This is a genomic window from Paenibacillus sp. BC26 (genome assembly GCF_900116125.1).
GTDB classification, from domain to species: Bacteria; Bacillota; Bacilli; order Paenibacillales; family Paenibacillaceae; genus Paenibacillus_Z; species Paenibacillus_Z lignilyticus.
The window spans coordinates 116,426-136,506 of sequence record NZ_FPAD01000003.1 but is presented as its reverse complement, the minus strand read 5'-3'; the positions used below and the strand labels follow the sequence as shown (position 1 = coordinate 136,506).

The window sequence follows — 20,081 nt, the reverse complement described above, 5'->3', positions numbered from 1 at the left end:
ACCTACTACATATCCACTTTATTCTGCTGCTTCTGATGACCAGATGCGATAATGCCCGCTTAGCGCCAGTAAGGCAAATAAGTAGAGACAATTATCATAGTAGCGACGGTCGCCTGTGCGAACAGGCGTGTTCCAGAACAACGCCACGCTCTCTCTCGCATGAGGACCATTAGGTGTTGCTAACGATGCTGTTGCATTTGTGGCGATGAGCCCAACCGGGTGAAGCGATCGCTCCTCAAACGGCTCGCCTGCAATCGTATACCGCCGGTAGTCATCGGGATGTTTATCCGCGAAGAAAGCTTGAATCAGTTCCGCTTCCTGCGTCATCCATTTGCTTGCGCCGAACCACAGCGCTTCTAACCCGATATTGGCTGCGACCCGGTAAGAGTCGCTGAAGAAATGGCCGTATCCTCGCTCATCATTAGGCGTTCCGTCATAATGGGCATACTCCGGCGCTAAACCGGTTTCCGGATGGCAAGCCAGCTTCAGATAATCTCTGCTGGCTTCCGCCGCTTCTCTCCAGAACGGCCGGTCCGCTTCATTCGCCCATAGCGCGAACAGCTCGTAAAAATGCGGCAGATGATAGGATGGATCCGAGTAGTCGCAGTTAGGCACGAATTTGATTAATTTATTGTACGGGTTCCACATCGGATAGCCGGTGCCGTCTTCCCCGTTGTGTATGCAGTCATGCAGCAATGCGCGCGCCTTTACGCCGTAATCCAGCGGCGCTGCACCGTCGCCCCACCGGTGCGAGGCAAACAAGAGCGCAAGCGCGAAGTATTCTTCGCCATCCGGTGCCGGTCCGTTCGAGCGTTTCGTTCCATCGGTGTTGCAGGACCAGGCAAAATAACCTTTGTTCTCGCCGGAGGTCATGTACATGTATTGATAGCTCCATCTCCAGAGCCGATCGAAGACATCCTTCTTATTCAGCTGTACAGCCATCATCATCCCGTAGGACATGCCTTCCGTCCGAACATCGAGGTTTCCGGTATCGAGCATATACCCCATATCGCCGCCGGTCGGGTAATAAATTCTCGTCGCATCATGATCGCCGAAGAGCAGCTCCCACGTTTGCTCGACCTTCGCCTCGATGTCCTTCGCGTCATAACCATAAGCAAGCAGAAGATTCCGATGCGCCGCCATTAGCCTTTCACGCCTCCCAGCGTCATCCCTTTAACAAAGTACTTTTGCAGGAATGGATAGACCATTACGATCGGCAAGCTCGCGACAATCGTCATCGTAGCGCGAATGGATGTCGGCGTGACGAAGTTTGCAGCCGTTCCGCCCGAGCCGTCCATATTGCCGCCGGAAGAGCTGATCGAAGCATTCGAGTTTTGAAGCATCTTCATCAGTTCGTATTGCAGCGTACTCAGGTTGATATGCGAGGAATTATACAGGAACACATCAAACCAGGAATTCCAGTGGTAGACGGCCGTGAACAAGGATGTAGTCGCGAGCACCGGCATCGACAACGGCATGACGATCTTCATGAACGTCGTAAACTCGCCTGCGCCGTCAATTCTTGCCGATTCCAGGATGCCCTCCGGCAATGCTTCAATGAAGGAACGAATCACGATGATGTTAAATACGCCGACAATGCCCGGAATAATGTAGACCCAGTAGTTGCCCATCAGGCCAAGCTCGCGGATCAGCAAGAAGTTCGGGATCAATCCGCCGTTAAAATACATCGTCAGCACGAATGCCAGCGTGACGAATTTACGCAGTACAAATTCCGGACGGCTGATCGTATACGCGACCATCGCCGAGCAGAAGGTAGAAATAAGCGTGCCGAGAATCGTCCGCGAAGCAGAGACCATAGTCGCGTGCAATATTTCTCCCTGCTTGAACACGTAATCATAGTTCTCCCAGGTTAATACCCTTGGCCATAAGTAGACGCCGCCTTTAATGGAGTCCCCGGCATCGTTGAGCGAAACGGCCAGCATGTTGATGAATGGATATAGTGTCACGATCATGAGTAGCACCATGAACGTGTAATTGGCGATATCGAACAGCCGATCTCCTGCCGATGAATGACGGGCCATGTTTCCTTGCGATTTAGCCATGCTGTTCTCCTCCTTAAAACAATCGTTCTTGGCCCAGCCGTTTTGAAAGGTAATTCGCCGAGAACAAGAGCACGATGCTGATAACCGTCTTGAATATCCCAGCGGCGACGGACAGCGAATAGTTGCCCAGATTCATACCGTACTTCAGAATAAAGATTTCAAGATTCTCGGAATAGTCGAGGTTTGGTCCATTGCCAAGCAAATATTGCGGCTCGAAGCCAGTCTCCAGAATCTGTCCAAGGTTAAGAATAACCAAAATGATAATTACGGGCCGGATACCGGGCAGCGTAACATGGAAGATGCGCTGGAAGCGTCCTGCTCCATCGATCTCGGCAGCTTCATACTGCGCAGGATCGATTGTGGTCATAGCGGCCAAATAAATAATCGTATTCCAGCCTACGTTTTTCCATACTTCCGAAATCCCCAGAATGCTCCAGAAGTACTTCCCTTCTCCGAGCCAGAGAATCGGTTCCTTGATCAGCCCAAGACCCATCAGAATTTCGTTCAACACCCCGCCGTCAGCGGAGAGAACGGTCTGAATGATCGTAGCTGCGACAACCCACGATATAAAATGCGGCAAATAACTGATCGTTTGGACGACCCGTTTGAATGCTACTTTTCTTAACTCATTCAATAGAATCGCCAGCGTAATCGCTGTCACGAAGCCCAGAACGAAATTGATTAAGCTCATCGCCAGCGTATTGCGAAGCACGAGCAGAAACCGATCATCGGAGAACATAAACTTAAACTGCTTCAGTCCTACCCATTTCTGATCGCTGAAGGCCTTCGCCGGCTTATAGTTCTGAAACGCGATCGACCAGCCCCATAGCGGAATATATTTAAAGATAACAAGCCAAATAAGGAACGGAACGGACATTAGGACAAGCGCCCGCTGCTTCACAAGCTTCTCCAGAAATAAGCCGATACCGGATTTTTGACCGAGAAGGATCCGATCGGCAGTCACGTCCTGCTGCTTGGTTTTTATCATTGCGATCACTCCTCTCCATACCTACCCGGTTCTACTGCGTTTAAATTAGGAAAGGCCGGCCCCGTACTGCATGCGAGTTCCGGCCTTCCCCTTGCACGTAATTAGCCTTTAATCTTTGCTACTTTTTCTTTCACTTCTTCAGTCATCGTTTTCTCGTATTCCGCTACAGGAAGCTTCTCGATTTCACCTACATACTCGTTCCACAGGCCATCGAATTTATCTGGGGATGCAAGGACGATTTTCGCGAAATATTTACGTTGTACGTCCGGTTTCTTAGCCGTGTAGATTTGTGCGTCCGTGCCTTGCTCGAGCGCGATACTCCATGCCGGGTACCAAGGACGGTCATCCGGAGCGGAGAACATTTCTGCGTACGTTTGAACGCCGTACTTAGCAAGACGATCTTTCTCGGCAGGCGTAAAGGATGCTTGTGCAACTTCCGGTTGTCTGCCCGGGTTTACGGCATTGCCATCCGGGAATGTGGAGCCTTGACCGTACATTGGCCAGTAGTACTCGAAGTAGCCGATACCCACTTGGCGTTTGTAGTCGTTATCTTTAAGCTTGTCGATCTCTTCTTGCGTTCTGTACAATCTGCCTTTGTCGTCCACTTCATAGTTCTTGCCTTGAACGCCCCACTGTACCAGCTTCTGGTTCTCGTCGGTAAGCAGGTTGTTGAAGAATTTAATGATACGAACAGGGTCTTTCGCGCTTGTCGTGATACCCACGCCGCGGTTGTTAACAAAGGAAGCCGGATCGATGTATTGGTCTTTCACGCCTGCGTCGAATACGATCGGCAGCGGGAAGTATTCCAGGTCGTCGTTGCCGCCGTTTTTCAACGTTTCGGTCTTCAACGTTTGCAGCGCTTGGTTCACCTGCCAGCCGTAATCGAAGAATCCAAGTACTTTGCCGGAAGTCAGCTTCGCCAAGTATTGATCGTAGTTGTCTACGAAGGAGGACTTGTCGAACAATCCTTCCGCGTTAAACTCGTTCAGTTTCTTCAACCAACGTTTGGTGTCATCGTTAGCTGCGTAGATTTTGGAATCCATGGAAGTCATGTCGACTTGAACTTCGCCATCATTCGGGTAGCCGGCAAGATGGTTCGGCGGGTTCGTTGTTGCAAAGAAGCGCCAGTCATGCGTCAGGGACATGAAGCCGGTCAATTTGTCGTCTTTATGTTTGCCTGCATAATCTTTAATCAGGTTAAAATACTCGTCGAACGTTTTGATCTGCGGATAACCTGCATCCTTCAGGACGCGGTTTTGCACCCAGAAAGCGCCTTGGTCAATCGTTGGGTTTGGTTTATATTCGCCGACTACAGCGCTGAATGGCAGGAAGTAAATATTGCCATCATCCGATTTCATCAGGTTCATGTAAGGGCCGTATACGCGCTTGATGTTTGGACCATATTGATCGATAAGATCGTTAAGCGGAATGAATGCGCCCGCCTCCAAGACTTTGTCGATGCCTGCATCCGGCTGCAAGATATCCGGGTATTCGTTACTTGCGATCATCGTTCCGATCTTCGTATTCAAGTCGCCTACAAGATGCTCCATCTTGAAGTTGACGCCTGTTTGATCCTCCAGGATTTTGCCGATTTCCGTCTTGTTCGTATCCGTGTCTTTGTTTGCCGTAGCATTGAAATAAGTGAAGGTTACCGGTTCCTCTTTCGCCGGCTCAGCTGCTTCCGTTGTGTTCGTCGTTGTGTCTGTGTTAGTCGTTGCAGCATTGCCTGTTTCCTTAGGAGCGTTCTCATTTGCATTGTTATTGCCGCTGGAACAGCCGACAATACTCATCATCAGCGTGAGTGACATGATGCCTAGCTGCCATTTCTTTCTCGTTTTCAAAGAAAAGTCCCCTTCCTGCTCTATAATTTGTAAGCGCTTCAATTGAACATCTTCAGTATACAAAGCCGAGCAATCTTTGTTTACCAGGTAAACTATATGTCGCGCTTAGAAAATTAAAGAGATCGTATTTCGATCCGAATCGACGTCCCCGACCCTTTGCTGCTCTCCAAGTCGAAGGTCGCATGCTCGCCGTAAAACATCTTCAGCCGCAAATACACATTGCGAATGCCGATGCTTTCCCCGATCTCTTCCTCGGTCGAATACAGGTTTTGCAGCAGCTCGTTTCGTTTCTCTTCCGTCATCCCCACGCCGTTATCACTGACCACGCAGAGAAGTCCACCCGGAGACTTGCGCACGCTGATTGTGATAAAACCGGCATTCTTCAGCGGCTCTATGCCGTGAATGCTCGAGTTTTCCACGAGCGGCTGCAGCGTCATCTTCGGTATTTTCTCCGTGGCAACGTCCGGATCCACCTCAATGCTGTAATCCAGCTTGTCCCCGAAGCGGTATTTCTGAATCTGCAGGAAGCTCTCGACCAAATCGAGCTCATCCCTAACCGTTACCATATCTCTGCCCCAGGATAGAGATTTGCGGAAGATCTTCGCCATATGATGAATGATTTTGGCCGTCTCTTCCTCGGATTTCATCAAGCTCCGCATCCGAATCGTCTCCAGCGAGTTAAACAGAAAATGCGGATTGATCTGACTTTGGAGCGCATGCAGCTGCGACTGATTGCGGCTCAGCTCCAGCTCCTTCTTCTGAATGTCCGCCATATAGACATCGTGGATCAGGCTTTTGATTTGCATCGTCATCCGATTGAATTCCGTTGTCAGCTGGCCGATTTCATCATTGGTTTCTTCGTTGTCGATCAGCTCGAAGCTGTGGTTCTTCACCCGCTTCATCTGCTTCAAGATGCGAAACAGCCGCTGATTAAGCGAGCGCGTGAACCAGACGATGATAAGCGTTGGCACAAGAATGTTCGGAAGCGCCATATATATGACGAATTCTCTGGATTTGCGTACCTCCACCAGCACTTCCCGTTCCTGGAATTTCCCTACAAGGTGCCAGTTCATCAAATATTCCTTGTTCGCAAAACCTTCATCGAATACGATGCCGTCATTATCCGCGCTCTCCGCGCTGTACTTCTTGCCTGACGAGTATTGAACGTTATCCCCTTCGAGCAGATATACGCTGCCTTCCACGGTTACATTGCTTAAGACCTGCTTGATCAGACCGGGATCAAGGTCAATCTTGATGATTTTCTCAAAATTATTCTGCCCCGCAGAGCTGCTCATTCGCCTGACAATACTGATTCCCGGATCGGTTATCGACAAGTTATTGCGCACGAGGATCGGATTGGCCGTGCCCGAGCTTATCAGCCGCTTATACCACTCCGCATCGGGACTAATCTGCGAAATAGGCGAAACATAGCCGCCATAAATAATCGTATCGTTGTTCGTGTAGATGGTAATGTTCTGAATGGCCCTGTATACAGGCGCGTATTTCTCCAGCATGTCCGTAATATAGGAGTGGTAGTTCAAGACGTAATCGGACGAATCCACATAGCGCTGATCCAAGTAATCATTCATGATGGAATCGTTATAAAGGACGGAGGAGATGCCCACTACGGCATCAATCTGATACATGAACTCGTTGCGCATCTGCTCAATGGCCAGCGACAAGTCCTTCAGCTTCTGATTCTTCACATTATTCGTCGTAATGTTATAGAAGATAACGTTCGTAAGAACGACCGGTATTAATACGGATAGAAAATAAATCATCAGCATCTTGCTTCGAAGCCTGATGTTATGGAAGGCGCTGCTTATTCTCATTGATCGTGAATCCTCCCGCGCCTTCTATGTTTTGGCGATCATCGCATTCTTATATTCGGTCGGGGTTTTCCCTTCCACTTTCTCGAATTGGCAGACGAAATAGTCCGCATTGCCGAACCCGACGTTTGCCGCGATTTCGTAGATTTTCTTGTCCGTCTGACGAAGCTGGCTCTTCGCTTCCTGAATCCGGATTTGCAGCAGAAACTCATTGAAGTACATGCCATAGGACTTCTTGAACAGCTGACCCAAGTAAACCGGATTCATATAAAAGAGTTTGGCAATGCTCTTCAGGCTGATGTTGCTGGCATAGTTACTCTCGATATAGCTTTTGATTTTGCCAATCTCGCCTTTCCCGATCTTGGTGCGCAGCGAAGCCATGTAGGCCGTGCATTCGGTCAAGAATGCCATGAGCAGCCCTTTAACGCCTTCCAATGTTCGAGGTTCGCTATACCAGTGCACAATGGGATTGAACGCCGCCAGCTTGTTCTCGTCGCCTTGCATCGTCTGAATAATCCGAGTTGCCCCGTGCACGCATCTGGAGATCGAGGCACGCATCGATTCCAAGGCGAAGCCTTGCTCCCGGAAAGCGGCGAACATCGCATCCACGAGCTTCGTTATGGCCTCGCTGTCATGCTCCTCCAAGCGTTCCATCAGCTCGGCATACTGGGTCTGCTCGATCTCTTTGTACTGCAGCACCATGCCTTTGATATCGTCATAGAGGATCGCCTCTTTGGGCGCCTGTGCGAATTTATATTTCATCGTTTCCATCGCGCTCGTATAGGAAGCTTTCACCTGATCCAGTCCGTTGATTCGCTCCCCGACATATACACGTGATACGCCTTCGCTTCTGCCTGCCATCGCTCGACTGAGATCATCCGCCAACCGTTTCACCCAATCCGGCCCTTGATCGGACGGAATCAGAAATCCAAGTCCGTAGGGACTCGGAATGTAGATGAACGGTTCTTTGCCTGGCATGTACCTATTCAGCACCTTAAGAACGACCTCTTTCACCTCGCCAATTTGCTCAATCTTCTCGTCCTCACTCAAGTGGGAAGGGACATTATTGAGCTCAAACGCAACGTATCGCAGCGGTTTATTCATCGGCAGCCCCAAGAACTGCGACGCATCCGCCAGCAGCTTCTCATCTGATTTGCCCGCGAGGAGTTGTTCAAAGAGGGAGATTTGAAAAAGCAGCTTGCCCCCCTCTTGCCACGGCGGGCGCTCATCCAGCATCTCATTAATGCGCGTTAACGTTTCCATGAGCTCGTTCTCGTCAATCGGTTTGAGCAAGTAATCATGGACGCCGTAACGAACGGCTTGCTGTGCATATTTGAAGTCGCCGTAGCCGCTAATAATAATAAACTTAATCGCTTTGCTGATTCGCTCCTGAACGGTCTGAATGAGCTCGAGCCCATCCAGCACAGGCATGCGAATATCGGTAATGACGAGATCCGGCATCTGCCGCTCGATTAGCGCGAGCGCTTCTTCCCCGTCCTCAGCCTCGCCAACGATCTGAAAGCCGCAGCTCTCCCAAGGGATAAGTCCTACCAGCCCTTTGCGGGCAAACATTTCATCGTCAACCAGAATCGCTTTTCTCATAGGAATGCCTCCGATTGTGGTTTATTTATCGCCGATACATTACTGTAATCGCTTACAAGTCGCGTCATTGGAAAGTATTTGTTCCGTTAGTATTTTCAAATTCAATCCATTTTACTAAGACATCCTGCTTTCGTAAACTTAAGGAAGTATAGGTTTTGCTTAGTTTTCTAAAGAAATTGCAGGGATTGCGTTTAATCAGCCCTTCTGTGATACTCTAAGGCTAGGCATTTGGACAACAACCGTCAAGTTATTTAACGAGGTGAAACGATGGGGAACATCACGATTGAAGTTGTGCGGGATGACAATATCGAGCCATGTCGGGCGCTATGCAATGAACTGATGGCCTTCCAGCAATCCAAAGCGACGATGCTGCCGGAAGTATTCGATGCGATGAATTTCGATACGAGGATGAAACGAAGCTATGAACAAGCACCGGAAAGCCAAGTCATAGTCGCGAAGGATGACGGCGTGCCGATCGGCTATGTATTCTCGACCATCGATCAGCTGGATGAAAGGAGCAGGAATGCTTACCCCGACTGGGCTCCTCGCGGAGGCAAAGGCTTCTATCCGGATTGGGATGACTTGCCCGCGAAGATCGGCTGCTTGAACAATTTATATGTCCGTGACGGCTATCGGGCTATGAAGCTGGGCTCCAAGCTGTTCGACATGTCGATCGATTGGCTGGAGAGCTCTCCACATGTGGACATCATCTTCATCTATGTATCCAATGGCAACGATGCGGCGTTGAATTTCTACCTGAGCCGAGGGTTCACGTATAGCCACGAGGTGTTTGGCGGGTTTATTAAGGCGGTTTATAAGTTTTCGAGAAAGTAAAAAGAAACCCGGCGTTATGGAGAACGCGGGTTTCTTTTGTAGTGGTGATGGCGGCGGGTGCATCCGTATGCGCTGCCGCCCAATGTAGATTCACACGGGAGGATCCCTATAATCGTATCCTGCGCTTGGAATGTTGCCGTTTGTGCAACAATTCCGAAGATAAGGAGGCTTTCCGGAGGAGATGTTGCCTAATATGCAACATTTTCGCCTCTTGGGGTCACCTGACTGCCTTTTCTCGTAAAAATGCTGCATTTGGTGCAACATTTGGCCTCTTCAGCTCACTGAGCGGGTGGAATGTTGCATGATCCGCAACATTTACTCGAGCGTGGACTTGATGTTGGTGCCGCCGCTCCATTTGCTCCATTCCCTAGCCGATCATCCGGAAATCGATATGGAGCGGCGGCGGACATTGCTCCATCGCTTCTTCAATCAGCGCTTGCGTAAGCTCGACGTTCCTCTGCTCTGCCAGCTTCTTCGCGTTGTACTTGAACCACAGGTCGATGATCAAGGTCTCGCCCTCGCGAATGACGGCGAACTCCGTGGCGAACAGCTTCTCCATGAACGCGTCATGCCCAAGCTCCAGCGCGACTGCGCCGACGATAATTTGAATGCGGTCGCTGCTCGCAAATGACGGCGGCAACGATTCATATAAGTGCCATGCCAGCTCGTAGTCCTTGTTATGGATGACGAGATTGAGATACTCTTCCACGAACGCGCGGTCCGGGAAACGGCCGGAAACCGTAAACGCCTGCTCATAATAAGCCAGCGCACGATCCGTCTCGCCCCGCTGCTTCATCACCACGGCTAAATTCCGGTATACCCATGCCGAAGGCTTCAAGCGCAGCGATGCTTCCCACGCCTCGATCGCTTCCGCGTCCAGCCCTTTCTCATAAAGCATCACTCCATGATGCAAGAGTGCCGTCCACGAGCAATAATCGGCATGCTCCAGGCTGCGCTTCAGCCTGTCCATCCATTCCTCTTGCATCATCCACGAAGGCGGAATCGCTTCTACATCATGCTCCGGCAGATAACCTTCCCGCAGAAGGACTAGCCATGGCTCCTGCTCCGCTCCCAGCGACTCATCCGCGAAGACGAAACCTTGCGGAATCGCAGCAGCACCTGCGTCGACAGCAGCACTCGCGCCGCGGCCAACGCTCTCCCTCCGCACTCGCTCTAACGCGCCCCAGCCTGAGCCCGCATGCAGCGACTGCTGCGGTGTTTTAAACGCCAGCGCCTGAAATCTCGCATGCGCGGCATACACCTCTTCCTCGCCGAGCTCCTGACTGACTTGCTCCTCGATATAATCACGGGCTTGATCCCAATTCTCCTGATAAGCCGATTCCGTATCCATGCTCAGCATGCCGATCATTTGCGTGAAATCCCATACGGAATTCGCAGGCATCTCGATGCCATGCAGCTGCGTTGGCGCAAACCCGCCCTGCACCTCAATATAATGGCCTTCACCCGGCTTCGCCAAGAAATCGCACCACCGTCTGCCTCCCGCATGATTGCCCCAGCAAAACATTTTCCGATACCGAAGCAAGCTGGTCGAGCGCTCGAAGAACAAACGTCCATCCTCATAAGCGACAGCTTCCCACGGCGACTGCTCGGCAGCCGGCGTCTGGAAGAAATACTCGCTCGCATACGGGAATCCCATCGGATACGACACATCCACGTCTGGCACTGAAGGTAGAATCGGCAGCTTGTCAGCGCCATAGCCCTTCTGCTCAGGATCGATATAGATGACCTCGCCGGTACCCGAGAATACCCGCGACTTCTCCGTCTCCTCTACAGCGATATTCGTCCACCAATACATTGGCACCGCAGCCGCTTGATCATTCACGATGCGAACATAGACCCCAAGCTGCCTAGCTCCCGGCGGCAAATGAAAATCGATATGCCAGAACAAATTCTTGCACCGCTCATACTCGTAGAGGCGAAGAAACTCGTTCCCATCGTCACCGGTGAGCTTGGCCGCATGCATCGGCGAACAGGTCGTAAACGTATGGCCGATGTGACCGATGTTCCACTCGATGCCACCCGAGAACCACGCGTTCAGAATCGCTAAATTAGCCGGCTGGAACACCGGATTTTTGTACAAAATCTCGCGCCCCGTGGCCTTCTCTTGCAGCGAATACAGCCTTCCCCCGTATTCCGGCAGAAAGACGGCTTTCAGCACGTCATTTTCCAGCACAATGGTCTTCAGCTCGATCAACTCGCGCTTCCTCGAATACCGATCCTGCATCCGATACGGCAAATAGCGTTCGCCTGTATTGTCCCCCATATGAAGCTTATGTTCCGGCGTCAGACTGCCGTTATCCGTTACTTCGCGATGCGCATCCTTATTTCTAAACATCGGCAGGGGGTTCTCCCCCTCCGGTCTTGCTCCCTCAATCCTCAAACTTGCAGTCGTCACCAACATGGCGGCCCATCATCTCCCAACGGTTTTATCCTTTTACGGCGCCTACGGTCAATCCCGAAATAATACGCTTGGATACGAACAAATACACGATAAAGCTTGGCAGAAACACGACCATACATGCCGCGAAGATACCGCCGTAATTGCCCGTGTTGGCATAGCCGTAAACGATCGATTGCAGCGATAACGCGAGCGTGCGCGAATTGGCATCATTGGAGAAGATCAGGGCGAAGAAGTATTCGTTCCACACGCCCAGAAAGTTGAAGATCGATAACGTGATGATGCCCGGCTGCGCCACCGGCAGAATGATCTGGACGAACGCCCGAATCGGACCGCAGCCATCCATTGCGGCAGATTCCTCAAGCTCTTTGGGAACCGAGGAGAAGAAGCTGGTGAGGAAAAACACGGCAAACGGCACATTCGTGCAAATATAAACGAGAATCAGCGTTATGATCGAGCCGGTCAGCTTCAATTCCACGAAGATCGAGAACAACGGAATCGAGATGAGAATACTCGGAATCGCAAGCGCGGACATGAACATCATGTTCAGCAGCCCGCGGCCCCGAAACTGAGCTCGACCAAGCATGTACGCGGCCGGAGCCGCCACGGCGACGATGCCGATGCAGGCTGTAATCGTATAAATAACACTATTCGCAAAATACCGCCCGATGTCCTGCTCCTTGAACAAGTCCGTATAGTTGGAGAAATGGATGCCGCTCTTTAACAAAGAATTGGTGAAAATATCTCGGGTTGAACTCAGCGATGCCAGTATGACCCATCCGAATAGAATGACGGAGAATAGCAGCCAAGCATAGAGCGGAATGTAAGCCGGCAATAGATTCATTTTCTTTCGCATTGCTACGCTACGCATGAAGGTTCCTCCTCCTCTTAATATTCCAAACGGTCTTTCGGGAACAGCCGGCTGATGAGCGCGGAAGCAAGCAGCGTCGCTAACGTAATCAGGATGCCGACACTCGCCCCTGATCCAACGTTAAATGCGCCGCCATCCGTCAGCACGGAGTTGCCTTTGGCCAAGCCGAACACCTTCTGGTACATGTAATACCCCGGCGTAACGGTATGCGGATCGTCGAGCCCGAACGTCGCCGACCAGACGAAGAAATTGAACGCCGTAATGGTCCATAACACCAGCGTTGTCCGAAACACATCCCGCAGCAGCGGCAAGGTGATCTTGAAGAACTTCGTCCACGGACTGGCCCCTTCTAAAGTAGCCACTTCGTAGAAGTCGCCGGGAATCCGGTTGATGCCGGCATTCAGAATGAGCATGAAATAACCGATCGAACCGAAGCTGAACGCCATAATCATGGCATAGTAAATATGCTCTTTATCCGTCCACTGTATATTGGCGAGCGCCGTTAAACCAAGGCGATTAAATACGGAAGTTAGCAAGCCGAAACTCGAATTGTAAATATACTGGAGCCACACGACGGACATAACCACCGCGGAAACCGTATTCGGCAGGAAAATAAGCGACCGCCAGAAGTTTTTCCCCTTTACCCCGGAAGTCAGGATGGCCGCATAGAGGAACGCAAAAGTAAAGATCAGCACGCCTCCGAGCGCCCATATCCCAAGTACATTTTTGACCGATCCGATAAAATAAGTGCTGCTCGTTACGTCCTTGTAATTCGCGAGGCCAACAAACTTCCACTCGGCAATACGGCTGGAGAGAGCCGGGATATTATAGAAGCTCATAGCGAATGTGCGCAAAGTCGGATAAAGGAAGATGGCCAAATAAATGATGACGGCCGGCGCCAAGAACAGCGCGATAATCGATTTTTTCATTCTCATGACAGCACCCCCGCAACATGTCGGCCTTTCATTCCGAAACGCGGCGTTCCCGCGAACGCCGCGTTCCGATTGCAATAGCGTTACTTACTTGCCTTCATAGAACTTTTTCGCTTGGTCCGCCATTTTGCTTACGTACGCTTCCGGCTTGATTTTGCCTGTTGCGAGCTCCATAAATGTAGGGAGAACCGTACCGCTCGAGAAATCGCCGCCGTTGTCGATACCGAAGCCCCACGGCATGTTAACCTTCGCATTGCCGAATGCAACCGCAGCTTCCGCAAGCGGAGCAGGCCATGTCGAATCGATCGTAGCCGGGATCGCGAGCGCTTGCGCGGACATTCCCTCTTGCGCTTTCTTGCCGACGAGGTACTTCACCAGCTCGAATGCAGCAGGAATGTTCTTGCTGTTCTTATTCATAAGCAGCCCTTGCGCGCCGAAGGAAAGTCCTTGTTGGCCGCCTTTGTCATTGCCGTTCGCCACGACAGGGAATTGGAAGGAGCCCCATTGGAAGTCAGGACCGGCTGTTGCCGCTACCTCGTTGGGAAGCCAAGTGCCGTTCAAGTACATCGCCACTTTGCCCAGTGCCAGATCTTGCTGTCCGGCCGGATACTTGTTGCCTGCGATTTTCTTGGAGAAATACCCTTTTTCATTCAAGATTTGCATGTCCTTCGCGAACTGGAGCACGATCGGATCTTTCCACATCTCGCCTGTTTTGTCTTTGACCAGGCTGTCGGTCCAATCGCTGCCCATCGCGCTTCCGAGATAGCCGCCGATGAAGAGATCGCGGTAAGCATCATCGAACGTAATCGGCTCTACGCCTGCTTGCTTAAGCAGCTCGCAATCCGCCAGAAACTCTTCCCACGAAGTAGGAACGGCCGTAATGCCGGCTTGAGCAAACAGTGCTTTATTGTAGAAGAACAGAACTGCGTAAGGCTGCTGAGGAATCGCATAATAGCCTTCTTCCAGACCTGCCGGCGCAGCCAGTGATTTGACCCAATCCATCAGCGATGGAAGCAAGGAGTCCTTCACGGACTTGCCATCGATGCCGACCGACGGCTGCTCCAAGAGCTCGTCGAGCTTCAACACATGATCCTTCAGATTACCGAGCGCCGAGCCCGGGTCTTGCTCGAATATATCGATTTGCTCGCCGCTCTCAAGAGCCGGCTTGATCAATTTGTTAATATCGCGGCCGTTGTATTTCACTTCAACATCCACATTCGGGTTGGCAGCCTCAAACTCTTTGACCGCCTCGTCAATGACTTTAGCCTGCGGCTCCGCGTTGCTCCACATCGACCAGAAGACGACTTTCCCTTCCAAGCCTGCTGCGGTGCTTTCGTCTGTCGTCGCGTTGGCGGCATCCGTGTTGGTACTCGTATTCGCGGTAGCAGCTGTGTTCGTGGATTCCTTCTCATTCGCAGAAGCATTCGTTGTCGCCGTATCATTGTTCGACTTCCCGCAGCCCGACAGTACGGACAGCGCCAGCATCGTCGTTAACGTTAGTGCGGCTAATGGTTTTCTTTGGATCAAAGTGAATTCCCCCCGGCATGTAATGGCTTACAAGTGTGATTATAGGCGCATTGCAGCCAAGTAAGTATGACCGCGGATTAGACAAAACTGGATAAAACTTAGCTTGCTTCGAGCGCGCAGAAACAGAGAGCAGACCTTCGGTCCCCCCTCCCATAAGCAACTTGAAGTGTTAAAAGTATGTAAACAAATTATAGAAATATGGATTAAATTAAGAGCTTTGGTTGAAACCGACTCTTTCGAAATCGATGATGGTATACTCATTTACATAAACATCATCTCACTCTCGATATGGACAGGTGCTATCATGGGAAACTTAACGAGAATGCGCATCAAGACGCAGCTTCAGTTAGCCGTTGCACTCATTGTGATCATCATGCTGATGATTATTTACTCCTTGTACACCCAAACCTCTCAAATTGTAATCAAGAATAACAATCAATATACCGAAGATACCATTCGCAAATTCAAGCTTAACCTCACGCAGAAAGCCGATGAAATCAGCCAGATTATGCTCAGCTTAGGGTTCGATCCCTTCGTGCAGAAATTCATGACGCAGAACGACCCCAGCTTGCTGTACGAGATGAGCAATGAACTGGACCGCAAGATCATTTCATTAAAGGCAGGTCGCAAAGGCTTCCAGGACATCGTCCTTATCGGCACCAGCGGCATGCGTTACAGCCTTAACGGGAGCATCGATTTCGTGCAGCGATCCAACAAGGGAATCGAATCTAACAAAACCGTGTATGTCAGCGGCTTGGAGCCCTATGATTACAGTTCCGCTTCGAAGAACAGCATGCTGTTCGCTCAAAATATCTACTCCAGCGACCTCGGCAACGGCACGGATGGCAATCGGATCGGCTATATTGCCGTCATTATCGACGTGGAGGCGATGTTCTTCGATGACGACAGGAGCAAGGCGGAGCCCGGCATCGGTTTCTATCTGATCGATCGCTTTGGAAGCGTATACCCGGAGACGAATTCTCCCGATATTACGAGAACCATTAGCGCGTTAAGCAGCCGGCACAACAGCGAGCAGAAGCTGACCGACTCCATCGGCGGGGTTAAGGGAGCCATCCAAATCCAGCGGCTGGACCAGATCAACGCCTCCGTGCTCAGCTTCGTTCCCCAAGAAGCGCTGCTGGCAGAGCTCGACTCCGTGCGCAACCGCAGCATTCTCATCGTCATCCTATCGATTCTATTAATGGCCGTGCCTTTCGCGGTTATTACCAATAACATCGTACAGCCCATTCGGCGGCTCGTGCGATTCATTAACGGCATCAAATCCGGCAGCATCCAGGATCTGAAAACAACCATTCACCTGGAAGGCAATGTGGAAATGAACGTGGTTGCCGAGAATTTGAACGGCATGTTGAGCGAGATCGACAATCTCACGCATCGACTCGTCGAGACGAACACGCACCTGCTGGAGGCCGAGATCGAGAAGGAGAAAGCCGCCACCGCTTATCTGCGCAGCCAGATCAATCCGCATTTTCTGTATAACACCTTGGAATCGATTAAAGGCGTCGCGCTCGAAGCCGAGAATCGCCAAATCGTCGAAATGACCAAGGCGCTCGGCAAGCTGTTTCATTACAGCATCAAAGGCTCCGGCTATGTGACGCTCGACCAGGAGCTGAACGCGGTCAAGTCTTACGTATACCTGCAGCTGATCCGTTTCGAGGATCGTTTCGACGTTACCTATCATTTCACGGACGAAGCACTGCAAGTATCGGTGCTCCGAATGATCTTGCAGCCGCTCGTCGAGAATGCGATCTTCCATGGACTTGAACCGAAAACCTCCAAAGGAAACCTCACGATCGCCGGCGAGATCGAGCATGGCCATACGCTCGTGCTTCGCATCACCGATGATGGCATGGGCGTCGATGAGGATACGCTGAATCGTATTCAAGGCAAACTGCTGGAGAAGCCGTCCTCGTTAAGCCGGGACAGCCAGGATTCATCGGACAGCGACAGCATTGGTTTACTTAACGTGAATAATAGGCTGCGTTTAGCCTATGGCTTCCAATATGGGCTGACCTTCGAAAGCGAAGCCGGCCATGGAACATGTATAACCCTTACGATGCCAAGTCACTACGTACAACCTGGAGGGGATATCCGTGTATAAAGTACTGCTCGTGGACGATGAGAACCTGGTCCTGAAGAGTTTGGCGGCAGGCGTGGATTGGAAGAAGTCCGACTTCTATGTCGCAGGCAAAGCCAATAACGCCACGCAAGCGCTCGAATTGATTCAAGAGCTCCAGCCGCATGTCGTGTTCACCGATATTCGTATGCCGGGGTTGTCGGGACTCGAGTTAATTAAGCAGATTAAAGAGCTGGATAAGCATATCCAAATCATCGTGATCAGCGGCTACGCCGAATTCGCATATGTGCAGAAATCATTGAATTACGGCGTGCTGGGCTATTGCCTCAAGCCCTTCGACGATCATGAAATTCATACCTTGCTTCAAACGGCAGCCGGCAACCTCGATGAAATTAAGCATAAGCGCGAAGGCAAGCTGCTGGAATTGCTCGATGATCCGGCAACGGCTTGGGCACAGTCCGCTTTCCATGATATTTTGGCTGACGCCGGCATCACCTCGGATAAGGTCTATCTTCTCGTTTCCGTAGGCAAAGGCCGGTTAACGTTCCTTGCGGAGACGCATTATGTAGGCATTAATCTCGGATATGCCCGCAGTGTCTATTGGGTGCAGGCACCGAATCGGGATGCGTTATCGGCAGCCCTCCCTTCCCCTCTCCCGGATGGGATTCTGGGTATAGGCATCCTGCAAGCGGATCGAAATGTAGAGGGCATGATGCAGGTAATCGAACAATGCACGGTGCGGGCCTGGGATTTCTTTATTCATAATCGCAGAGATCTGTACTGGGAGGAATCGCAGACAAAGGATGATACCGCCGCGCTTCTGATCCGAAAGCTGGAGCGAGCGGTCGTCAAGAGCGAATTCGCGCTTGCGGGAGACCTGCTGGATGAGATGTGTCTGCCTTCTAACAAGCAATGCCTCACGATCCACCACACGCTGCGCATTTATAACATCGTTTATTTTCATGCTGCTTCCCATACCTCCGAGGACGACTATATCTTTAGCAAGGAGCAGCTGTATCATCTCTATCCAAGCTTCGACCAGATGATGGACAGTTTGAAGGAGAGCTTAAACGACGGACCTCTTCCTATAAGTGCATCCCGCGCTGCGAAAGGGGAAACCGAGCACGCGAACTTGAAAGAAATCATCAAATACATGCATGAAAATTATCGTAATCATATCTCCATCCAGAGCATCTCGCGCATCTTCTACCTGCATCCGAATTACTTGAGCCAGCTGTTCAAACGAGAGATTAAGGTAACCTTCACGGAATACTTAACGAATGTGCGGTTAAAGGAAGCGAAGAATCTGCTGCGTACGACGAATTTGCCTATTGGCGAGGTTGCGGAGACGATCGGGTTTCGAGACTACTTCTATTTCACGCGCATCTTCAAGAAGAACACCCAGCAAACGCCGAAGCAGTATCGCATGTTGAGCATTGGGGGCGGCGAGGAGTGAAGGATATGAACATCGTGACACGGCGGCTGGCCTTAATGCTTGCGGCGGTCTTGCTTGTCATTGCGAGTGCAGGCTGCCGCAGCAACGATCAGCAGCGTCTGCCGTCCCAGCCCGCTTCTTCCGCTCCGCCCGAGCATTTGGAGATTTCCGTTGCGATCTGGGAGCTGACGGATAACCCGCTGGCAGAGGACCCGCTTGTACAACGCTTAGAGAAGAAGCTCAACATTACGATCAAACCGATTCCGATGACGACCGCGAATTACGTGCAGCAGTTTCAGATGTGGGCCTCCTCCGGCCAGCTGCCGGATATTTTCGCCGTCGATGCCGTCAATACCCAGTACTACCGAAATTGGAGGGATCAAGGCGTCATCAAGCCGCTGCCGAGCGATTTGTCCGCCTATCCGTATTTGAACCAGTATCTGGCGACGACTGAATTCCAAGATCTAAAGAACGACGGCAAACTGTATTTCATCCCGCGCAAAACCTACGACAGCACCGAGTATAACGTCCTCGACCGCCTGGTCGTCTATCGTTGGGATCTGGCTCAGCAAGCGGGCATTACCAAGGAACCGGAGACATGGGATGAGTTCCGCACCATGCTCAAAGCGATCGTCGAGAAAGACCCGGAAAACAAGCATATTACGGGACTGACTTCCGTCTCCAAGCTGTTACTGGGCGGATTGTTCTGGCTATACGGCTCACCTGCGGCAACAAGCGACGGGAGCGGCAGCGATTTCAAGTGGATCAAGGAGGATGGCCGCTACATTCCCGCGGTATTCTCGAAACACGCCGTCGAGTCGTTGAAGCTGTTAAGAGAGCTCTATGCAGCAGGATTAATAGATCCCGATCTGCCTCTTACAAGAGGGAATATGGCCGTGGATAAATTCGCGGAAGGCAAAGTAGCCGCCATCATTACATCCGGCATGTTCCGCTCGGTAGACACCAATATGAATAAGAACCGCTGGCAGAAGCTGCACCCGGAGGACAAGGGTTTCTACGACAGCGTTCGCTTCCTGAAGCCTCTTCCAAGCATGGACGGGAACCGATATAGCGCGGTGTTCAAAACCTTCTGGTCCGAGAGCTATATCTCGTCGAAGGTATCCGAGGCTAAGATGGACCGCATTCTGCAGCTGTTCGACTACATGAATTCTCCCGAATTTCTGGAGATGCGGCATTATGGCCTCCTAGACGTCGACTACACCAAGAGCGGCGATACGATACGGAAGATCGACCCGAACACGAACATTTTGCTGAAATATCCATCGTTCACGGCCTTCGCGAATTTGGCCAATTGGGACGGCATGTTCGGGCTGGATCCCAATTTCTCCGGCATTTCGCCCGAAGCCTACGATGCGCAGCAGGAGCTGATCGATTACGCCAAACGCATGACAAGCAAGCAAGCGTACGAGCCGCGGCTGACTAACCTATCCACGCCAACGAAGGATACGTTCACTATCTTCGATAACGATGACATGATCCGCGTGATGATCAGCAAGCTGCCTGTTGAGGTCATCTGGAAATCCATCCTTGACGGCTACAAGGCCAAAGGGCTGGATCGGATGATTAACGAGGTTAATGCGGAAGCGAAGAAGCTCGGCATTGAATAATGCGTACGCTGCGT

General features: G+C 51.2%; 14 protein-coding genes. 4 read left to right on the top strand and 10 right to left on the bottom strand.

Features of this window, described 5'->3' with window-relative positions:
* Positions 1 to 18: 18 nt before the first annotated feature.
* From BM412_RS21810 to BM412_RS21785, 6 genes are all read right to left on the bottom strand, one after another.
* Entirely contained in the window at positions 19 to 1,143 is a 1,125-nt protein-coding gene (locus tag BM412_RS21810; protein WP_091223218.1) for a family 8 glycosyl hydrolase, read from the bottom strand.
* Complete coding sequence (locus BM412_RS21805) at positions 1,143 to 2,063, bottom strand: carbohydrate ABC transporter permease (RefSeq protein ID WP_091223216.1); 921 nt, start codon at positions 2,061 to 2,063, stop codon at positions 1,143 to 1,145. Before BM412_RS21805 ends, BM412_RS21810 begins: the two co-directional genes overlap by 1 nt.
* A 13-nt stretch (positions 2,064 to 2,076) precedes the next feature.
* Complete coding sequence (locus BM412_RS21800; protein ID WP_371264853.1) at positions 2,077 to 2,940, bottom strand: ABC transporter permease; 864 nt, start codon at positions 2,938 to 2,940, stop codon at positions 2,077 to 2,079.
* Between the two features lie 212 nt (positions 2,941 to 3,152).
* Positions 3,153 to 4,859, bottom strand: coding sequence for an ABC transporter substrate-binding protein (locus BM412_RS21795; RefSeq protein WP_091223923.1), 1,707 nt, complete (start codon positions 4,857 to 4,859; stop codon positions 3,153 to 3,155).
* A gap of 146 nt (positions 4,860 to 5,005) precedes the next feature.
* Complete coding sequence (locus BM412_RS21790) at positions 5,006 to 6,724, bottom strand: sensor histidine kinase (RefSeq protein WP_091223212.1); 1,719 nt, start codon at positions 6,722 to 6,724, stop codon at positions 5,006 to 5,008.
* A gap of 24 nt (positions 6,725 to 6,748) precedes the next feature.
* Complete coding sequence (locus BM412_RS21785) at positions 6,749 to 8,323, bottom strand: response regulator (protein ID WP_091223209.1); 1,575 nt, start codon at positions 8,321 to 8,323, stop codon at positions 6,749 to 6,751.
* A gap of 267 nt (positions 8,324 to 8,590) precedes the next feature.
* Here BM412_RS21785 and BM412_RS21780 point away from each other — a divergent pair, with 267 nt between their 5' ends.
* On the top strand, positions 8,591 to 9,157 hold the full coding sequence (locus BM412_RS21780; RefSeq protein WP_091223207.1) for a GNAT family N-acetyltransferase: 567 nt from the start codon (positions 8,591 to 8,593) through the stop codon (positions 9,155 to 9,157).
* 367 nt (positions 9,158 to 9,524) lie between these two features.
* On the opposite strand, the gene BM412_RS21775 is transcribed toward BM412_RS21780, so the two are convergent.
* The 4 genes from BM412_RS21775 to BM412_RS21760 form a co-directional block, all read right to left on the bottom strand.
* Positions 9,525 to 11,513 carry a DUF5107 domain-containing protein gene (locus BM412_RS21775; protein WP_177246001.1) on the bottom strand — a complete coding sequence of 663 codons (1,989 nt, stop codon included), beginning with the start codon at positions 11,511 to 11,513 and terminating at the stop codon, positions 9,525 to 9,527.
* A 91-nt stretch (positions 11,514 to 11,604) separates the two neighbouring features.
* The gene (locus BM412_RS21770) at positions 11,605 to 12,447 is read right to left on the bottom strand and encodes a carbohydrate ABC transporter permease (protein ID WP_218163174.1); all 843 of its coding nucleotides are present in this window, start codon (positions 12,445 to 12,447) and stop codon (positions 11,605 to 11,607) included.
* A gap of 17 nt (positions 12,448 to 12,464) precedes the next feature.
* Positions 12,465 to 13,382, bottom strand: coding sequence for a carbohydrate ABC transporter permease (locus BM412_RS21765; protein ID WP_091223203.1), 918 nt, complete (start codon positions 13,380 to 13,382; stop codon positions 12,465 to 12,467).
* 84 nt (positions 13,383 to 13,466) lie between these two features.
* Positions 13,467 to 14,906, bottom strand: coding sequence for an ABC transporter substrate-binding protein (locus BM412_RS21760; RefSeq protein WP_091223200.1), 1,440 nt, complete (start codon positions 14,904 to 14,906; stop codon positions 13,467 to 13,469).
* A 304-nt stretch (positions 14,907 to 15,210) separates the two neighbouring features.
* Between BM412_RS21760 and BM412_RS21755 the strand changes: the two genes are divergently transcribed.
* From BM412_RS21755 to BM412_RS21745, 3 genes are read left to right on the top strand one after another with little or no spacing between them, the layout of a single operon-like run.
* Positions 15,211 to 17,028, top strand: a complete 1,818-nt coding sequence (locus BM412_RS21755; protein WP_091223198.1) for a sensor histidine kinase — start codon at positions 15,211 to 15,213, stop codon at positions 17,026 to 17,028.
* Positions 17,021 to 18,460, top strand: a complete 1,440-nt coding sequence (locus tag BM412_RS21750) for a response regulator transcription factor (protein ID WP_091223196.1) — start codon at positions 17,021 to 17,023, stop codon at positions 18,458 to 18,460. Before BM412_RS21755 ends, BM412_RS21750 begins: the two co-directional genes overlap by 8 nt.
* A gap of 5 nt (positions 18,461 to 18,465) precedes the next feature.
* Complete coding sequence (locus tag BM412_RS21745) at positions 18,466 to 20,067, top strand: extracellular solute-binding protein (protein WP_091223194.1); 1,602 nt, start codon at positions 18,466 to 18,468, stop codon at positions 20,065 to 20,067.
* Positions 20,068 to 20,081 lie beyond the last annotated feature (14 nt).